Here is a 7,469-nt window from a genome sequence, read left to right on the forward strand (position 1 = left end):
ACACTAAAAATCTGTTACCTGAAAGACTAGGACTCCATGAGCTCCATACGGTGGTAAAAGACCGAGTCAAATTGCATATCTGCAGGCATAGTAATAATGCCCATCCGCACACTCTCTATCGCCAGTCTGTGATGCTCGGTCAGTTCGCCATTTACCGGATATGAAAGAACAATGTTGAACGCTTCTTTGGCCAACTGCAACATTGGGTTATCTGGTACCGTTTCTTCAGCAAGCTTGGCTCGCTCCTGCGCTTCCGCTTTATTGTCACTTTTCCGCTTCCATTCAAATAGAAACTCTAATGCGACAATGCTCTTACCTCTGTAACGCGCTTTATAACCATAAGACCCTGACTCTTCATCAACAAGAAATGCGAGTTCCTTCTTTACCTCTTCATTAGAGGAGAGCTCTTCAATCGGCTTACGGATGCAGCGCTCTAAGAAAACCTTATTATTGCCGTAGCTTGACTTTGTCAGCGTACCTTTCTCATCTAATAAGCCAAACAATCCATGTAATTGCTCAATGGATTGCTCATGTAGCTTCATTCCCGACTTTTTAAAGCGGGACAAAATGCTATACAAACGCTTAGAGTGCTCCGATTTCAGGCTTCTAAAGGAAAGGTGGTTAATTTGCGCATGACCTGCCGATTGCGCTAAGTAAGCATCCATCAGCTCAGCGTTCGGCACCATGATCAGTGCGCCTTTCTTATAAGCAACACGGCTAAAGAGTGGCATAAAATCAAATTCTTGCTCGGCGTCGTTCATTAAGCCGACTTTACGAGAAGAGAGGCGCTTGGCCATTGGCTTAAGCGTTGGATACAACTGCTTTGCAGACAAACCAAACCACTCTTTCAACACTTCAGATTGAAAAGTGTATTCTGGAGCATAAACATGCCGACCTTCTTGATAAGCCACCCAGTGATCTTCATGCAAACGCGATAAGAACAAGGCAAAGGTATCGTGCTCACGGGCAGTTAAGCCAAGCTGACTAAATACAAGTGCATGACTTTTCTTGAAAAAGTCGTTCGGTAACTCTCGATAGTCTTCTGTAGTTATCAGTTGGCGATGGTCTGGCTGATCTGTCATAGTAATTAGCTTCAGGTAACAGGTTTTTAGTCTCAGATAAGAGTAAGACTAAATCTACGTAACCTCAAGAAGAAAGATCGCATTAATTGACTAAATTCCTGTAACCTTCAAAAAAATGCTAACATTATTTGACCAATCTAGCCATTCAGAGGATAAAAACGTTTTAGGCACTAAAAATATGTGACCCATAAACTAAAAAAACGATCATATACACTAAAATGTTGTTACCCATATACTAATTAAACGATCAAGTAGACTAAAAATAAGATCAATAACACTAAAAATGCGTTACCTACTGGTTGTTATCTAATTGATTTTAAATGTTTTTTAGGCCTTTATAGATCTTATATACTTTATAGATCCTATAGAGGTTATATACTGTTATAGAGTCTGTGGATAATGTGAATAACCGATATTTAGTATTTTTCAGACCACTTATCCACATGAAAACGCTGTAATTTATTTCCGATCAACACGACAAACAAACATGCACCTCATGTAACCGATCGTCTAGATCATTCTTAAATGATCGCAAAATATCGACTTAAACGATCATCTCCCTCTTTTCCAATGATATGGCTAAAAATGAGTCATTTAGATAAATCACTAGCGAGATAAGCAGTTTCTAGCCGTAATACTCATCAATTAGGATTCATACCTAAGTCGATGCGGATCACTTACGCCAACGACAATAAATAATTGGGTGATTAAAAAATGAATGACAATTCTCTTTTCGTCCTCGGCGGAGACGTTCTGCACATGCAGAGATAAACAAGTTCACGGTAATGATTCACTATGTTGTGGTAGAGCATGAGGATGCGATAAATCATGTAGAGTGATTTAACCAACTAACGCAGTGAGTAAATGGAAGGGGTTAACGTCCCAACCGACAAATGGTGTGGCGAGCCATCAGTTATGCCCAGCCCTAACTAATACACTGACAAATTACGCGCTTGATAAAAAAACAGAATTGAAAAGCTACAACTTAAATTGGTCTTAATGGTGGGAAATTTTAGGTAGATGTTCACGTATTTATGTGTCATTACCCAGCCCGCCATAGGACCTTTTTTGTCTGAAGAAAATACGGAATTAATGACGGTTTTAATCGTACCTCTCATCCTGAATGTCTCTATCATCCATCATCACTATCGTTTACCCCTTACTTCGATCTAAATATTTTTCTTCGTTCAGAAAAACTCACGTGAGTCTCGGACGTTTTATTCGAAGTTAATCGAGCGCGATCCCCACTATTAAAATACACAGTTACATGAAAGACTTGCACTGATCGCAAAGCCTCGCTTTGCGATATCTTCACACTAATATTCGCGTACTCTGAGGTTTCAACTTTACGGAGACCTCATGAGATTTTTGAAACTGCGCACCGACCATAAACGAGTGAGAAAAAACGGCAGCCCGTACATAACACCGCTGATCGTCGACTCCCCACGTCGGTTTGCACCATCCAAAGATCGCAAAGAGACCACCTTCAAACGTACCCAATGCCAACTCATTACCGGTGCACACGATTCAGGAAAAAGCCGCTGGCTTAGCCGACTAATTGAAAAACACGATGGGATTTGGGGAAACAAACACCAACCCGTGTTACTTGAAACCTTATTACCCATGACCAGTTGGGTAGAGAACGAAGCCGTTGCAAAGTGGTATGAGAAGCGACGCAAGATCACTGAAGACCCAGATCTTAAAACCGAGTGGCGTAGGCTCAACTTACAACTTAAGGCCGACGCACTTGCGGAGTATTTATTAGATACCGGCGCACTGCTGTTCGTAGATGATGCGCATAAACTGTCAGGCAGAAAAGCCCAAGTGGCTCGTTCATGTTTGCTATCTAGCAATATCTGGATCATGACGGCCAGCGAAGAGGGTCGCCTACCCCCTTCCGTTCGCCCAGTGATAGAACGCCGAAACCCGCAACGCACCAACCTGTTAACCGATGCAAGCTACGATACAACCAAAGCCCTTATTTGGTTTATTGTTGCGATGTGTGTGGTTGCCGGTGCCTGGGAAGCTGGCGCTGTAGTTGGTGGGTTACAGATGCTCGGTTCTGGCCGTAGGTCAGCCCGGGCTGATTAAGCAGAATCCAATGAATATAGCCTTTGCTTTGCTGCTATTTGGGGGAGCTTCCATGGTGAGCGCAAATGATTGGGGGATCAGCTCACCATGGAGTGAACCTACCGTTTTACCGCCCGAGTCTAGGCCATTCGAGTTGCCGACGTTACACGGTGACGCCCCGCACTTTAATACCCCTGTCCCTGCCTTGTTACCAGCACCGAAGATTGACCCAGACGTTATTTTTAATTCAGTGCTGCACTGCTATCCAGAGAAGAGCAAATTCAAGATCGACATCGATATTGTGGCCGGTGTGCGTTCCAACATGGATGAGTACAACAGCGATGACTGGCCAGAGATCTCTGAACACTACATTGGCATTGTTGGCAAAATGCCCCTTTATTCAACCACCGAACAGTCGCGAGAGCGCCAGTGGGAATATCAACGCCGAACTGCGACCGCTACAGCCGTCGCTGCTTTTACCAAAGCGCTGGCCAACCGCAACTATGCCTATCGAACCATGGGGCTCTACTTGGCACTTGAGGCACGTTCTCAAGCCAGGGTGAGTAAAGGTATTGCGAATGTCGATGAGCAGATCGCTCTACTCGAGAAAGTTGCCATAGCGCACCGTGATGTATTAACGCATGAGGCCACGCTGGTTGAACAGCGCCTTGCTTTAGTCGCGATGTGTGAAGAGAGCCAAAGTCTCGGGATGAACACTTACCTACAAAAAATAGCCGTGCTACCGAAGCAGACAGCCCAGGTGACGAACGAATGAAATGGCTCAACCACACCTTGATTGCGGGGGCCTTGTGTGCGGTGGTTTCCCCACCTCATGTAGCCGTCTGTGTTGCGGGCGCAACCGCGCCAGATTGGATGGAGTATGTTTATAAGCTGTCCGGTAGGCCAATCAAACATAGAGGCCCCACTCATGTCTTTACTCATTGGTTAATGGCTGCCCTCGCCTTCACCTTAGTTTGGGATTATCACGGCTTAGGGATGGCGTTTGCTTGGGGTGGCGTCAGCCACATCTTGACCGATGCGATGACAGTATCTGGCGTGCCCTTCTCACCATACAGCGACCGACGCTTTCATTTATTCGGCGGACGATTTAGAACCGGCGACCCCGTCGAGTACGCGATTTCAGCAGGAGTGATTGTCGCGTGCGTAGCCCTCTCCCACCTCACTGGAGGTCACGGGTTTGCCCCCTTCTTCTACGATTGGGGCGGGCTTTATCAGCGCGGATTGATTGACGGACTAGAGTGGAAAACCAATCGATTTAGGTTGATTTAGACGGGTTGGTTTTCGAAAACAACCCCCATTGTCCCCAAAGTTTTTTGAATGGGATCGTGGGTGTGTTGGTTCCTTTCGACGTGACGCTGCCGCCCAGATTAATAGGGCTCTTGGGTGCTTTCCATAAAGCCAGAATGAACATGTACCCTACCCTATTTTCACGCAAACACCCCCCATTGTCCCCAAAGGTTTTTGAGTGGGATAGTGGGTGAGTTAGGGAGTTTCCATGTGTCGCTGAAACCCATTGAAATAGGACGTTTGGGAACTTTTCATAAAGTCAGAATGAGCATGCTCCCCACTCTGTTTTCTCAAAAACAACCCCCATTGTCCCCAGAGGCTTTTGAGTAGAGGAACGAGCCTGGCTAAGATGCTTTTGCCCCTTTTCTTCTTAACACAATTACTCAGTGGCGGATCACATCACTGGAATCGCAGTACTTTTATTCATGATTGACGGAAGGTGCAAGAAAGCTCCTAGAAATGAGCAAAAAGAGCATGTTTGACCTTTCCTCTAAAAGTGAGTAGTCATGCGAAAACACTTTAATAGGCGACAACCTGAAGAATTAGAAGAATCAATAAATCTGTGTTTATAACTCGTGGCGAATCTCACTTGAGTAATATGCTATGTGTACTCTTGATTGTTTATTGAATCAATAAAGTCTCGTAAGCCTCTAGCTTTAAACTCTGTCAGTATAATTACAAGAAAGCCTAAAGCAGCAACAGAAACTAACATTGAGCTAATAATGTGACTAGTGAATTGATAGCCATTTAATCCAGTGAACAGCATCAATGCATGAGCTGAACCTGTGAGCCAGTCGTTAGTTTTTAGCTCATATGTATTGGAGGCAATATCGTGGTGGATAAAAACGTGATTACACAGGCCAGAAAGTTTTACTGTGATCTTACGGTCTTTTATCTTCGCCTTAAAACCTCTCCTTATAAGCTCTTCTAGTAACTTTTCCATGGAGTAACTCCTTATTTATCAATTGAATAACTAATAATCTTATCGTATAGCACAGCATACAAAATGTGACACAACAAAAAAATCAAGAAACACTTGGTTGAAGTCTGTTCAATGGTGCATAGAGTTCCATTTTGATTGCATGGAGTGTAACTTGATGAAAAAGTTCAGATGCTCATTTTTGTCCATAACTGAGCATATGAGTCACCGCTTAAAACGGTGACCCTTTGCATTTTGGAGTACTAAAAGTTATCTGAGAGATAGATTCAGGCTGTCGCTGCTAAATTGAAAATGTCCAAAAATTAGTTAGGGCTTCAAGTTTATTCCTTCTCTAATATTCTCTGTTCCTTACCCAAAACAACCCCCGTTGTCCCCAGGGTTTTGGGAGGGATAGTGGGTGTGTTGGTTCCTTTCGACGTGACGCTGCCGCCCAGATTAATAGGGCTCTTGGGTGCTTTCCATAAATCCAGAATGCGCATGCCCTACTCTGTTTTCTCGCAAAACAACCCCTATTGTCCCCAGAGGTTTTCGAGTTGGATTATGGGCGTGTTAGTGCGTTTCCATGTGTCGCTGAAACCCATTTAAATAGGACGTTTGGGAACTTTTCATAAAGTCAGAATGAGCATGCTCCCCACTCTGTTTTCTCAAAAACAACCCCCATTGTCCCCAGAGGCTTTTGAGTAGAGGAACGAGCCTGGCTAAGATGCTTTTGCCCCAAAATCACTTAGATTAAATACTCTGCACAATGCAGAGGGCGTGCGTTTGCCCTACAAATCCTAATATCAAGTTTTGGATAATATACTCATCATCTTTACTTTTTTTTCTGTGTATCTATACAGATTATTTAGTTTTAATCTGGTTTGGGTATGAATAATGGCTTGTTTTGTTAAGTGCTTAATCTCGTTTTGTCAATGGAATGTTTGATAAATTATTGTTTTTTTTAGATATTTGTGAGAATCATGCCTTAGATAACAGGCACTGTTAAAAAGTGATAACACGCTGGCGCATTTCTATATGATGATAGAATACATAGCTCGATGTATTTACTTTAATTTTCAGTGATTTATGATGAATTTTTTGATAAGCAGGCAGACAGAAAAACGAGACTGCCTGTTATTAAGAATGTTATGTTCTAGGAGTAATAATGAAGTCAGACGAACTGAGTCTAATTGAAAGCAAAACAGGGGTCGTGCTTCCTAATAGTTATAAGCAGGCACTTTTAAACTACCCCGAAACTTTGATTGGCACTGAAGCAGAGGATTTCCATTTTCTTACTAACGCTAATGAAATAATCTCAGAAAACTTAGAGGTAAGAGAAAATGGCTATTTTGGAGAAAAGTGGCCAGATCGATACTTTATAATCGGTAACAATGGTTGTGGTGATTATTACGTGATCAATCACACTAATACGGAATTTTCGGTAGGCCTTGCAGACCACGAACAAATGGAATGCAATCTATTTGCTAACAATTTGAGTGAGTTTGTCGAGAAGCTCTTGAACGAGTTTGAAGCCGAATAGAACGAACATACAAGCGTTTAAGACAGATTCCCAACGCATGGCATTTTTCATTCTATCGTTGGGTTTTGTGTTTAAGGTGGTATGGTTAGGTTTTGTGGTGGCGTTGCTCACTACTTAACGCGGCTACATGGATTCCCCCGGTTGTCAAACATCCGCTAAACTTATGTTGATGGGTTTTGGACTGCCGCTCTACATTCGGCCTACTTATCGACGATTCGCATACGTCGTGGCCCTGATGACTTTGCGCGACTGCGGTGCCTTATTCGTTAGATGACATCGAGTATGTCCGCCGTATTAACAGGCTCTCCGCAAGTGGTCTTAACCTATCTCCATCATTAGCGTCTGCAATGACCCGGTGGGTTTAACTCTTTATGCTGCTTAAGTTTCTACTTAAGCAGCATAAAGAGTTAAACCCACCGGGTCATTGCAGACGCTAATGATGGAGATAGGTCAAGACCACTTGCGGAGAGCCTGTTAATGCGGCGGATACACGAGAGGTCATCTAACGAATGAGGCACCGCAGTCGCGCAAAGTCATCAGGGCCACAACG

General features: G+C 43.6%; 6 protein-coding genes. 4 read left to right on the forward strand and 2 right to left on the reverse strand.

Annotation, left to right across the window (positions count from 1 at the left end):
* Positions 1-26 precede the first annotated feature (26 nt).
* A complete protein-coding gene (locus KI743_RS17190; RefSeq protein WP_285467421.1) occupies positions 27-1,082 on the reverse strand; it encodes a replication initiation protein in 1,056 nt (351 codons plus the stop codon).
* A gap of 1,359 nt (positions 1,083-2,441) precedes the next feature.
* Between KI743_RS17190 and KI743_RS17195 the strand changes: the two genes are divergently transcribed.
* The 3 genes from KI743_RS17195 to KI743_RS17205 are packed head-to-tail and all read left to right on the forward strand — an operon-like array spanning position 2,442 to position 4,442.
* On the forward strand, positions 2,442-3,173 hold the full coding sequence (locus KI743_RS17195; RefSeq protein ID WP_285467422.1) for a hypothetical protein: 732 nt from the start codon (positions 2,442-2,444) through the stop codon (positions 3,171-3,173).
* A 10-nt stretch (positions 3,174-3,183) separates the two neighbouring features.
* Complete coding sequence (locus tag KI743_RS17200; protein WP_285467423.1) at positions 3,184-3,927, forward strand: hypothetical protein; 744 nt, start codon at positions 3,184-3,186, stop codon at positions 3,925-3,927.
* Positions 3,924-4,442, forward strand: a complete 519-nt coding sequence (locus tag KI743_RS17205; protein ID WP_285467424.1) for a metal-dependent hydrolase — start codon at positions 3,924-3,926, stop codon at positions 4,440-4,442. Before KI743_RS17200 ends, KI743_RS17205 begins: the two co-directional genes overlap by 4 nt.
* Before the next feature lie 619 nt (positions 4,443-5,061).
* Here KI743_RS17205 and KI743_RS17210 read toward each other — a convergent pair.
* Positions 5,062-5,403 carry a hypothetical protein gene (locus KI743_RS17210; protein ID WP_285467425.1) on the reverse strand — a complete coding sequence of 114 codons (342 nt, stop codon included), beginning with the start codon at positions 5,401-5,403 and terminating at the stop codon, positions 5,062-5,064.
* A gap of 1,141 nt (positions 5,404-6,544) precedes the next feature.
* Between KI743_RS17210 and KI743_RS17215 the strand changes: the two genes are divergently transcribed.
* Positions 6,545-6,919 (forward strand): SMI1/KNR4 family protein, encoded by a 375-nt coding sequence (locus KI743_RS17215; RefSeq protein WP_257879896.1) that lies wholly within the window; start codon positions 6,545-6,547, stop codon positions 6,917-6,919.
* Positions 6,920-7,469: the final 550 nt, after the last annotated feature.

Origin of the sequence: Vibrio sp. D420a (assembly GCF_030248625.1) — a bacterium.
GTDB classification, from domain to species: Bacteria; Pseudomonadota; Gammaproteobacteria; order Enterobacterales; family Vibrionaceae; genus Vibrio; species Vibrio fortis_A.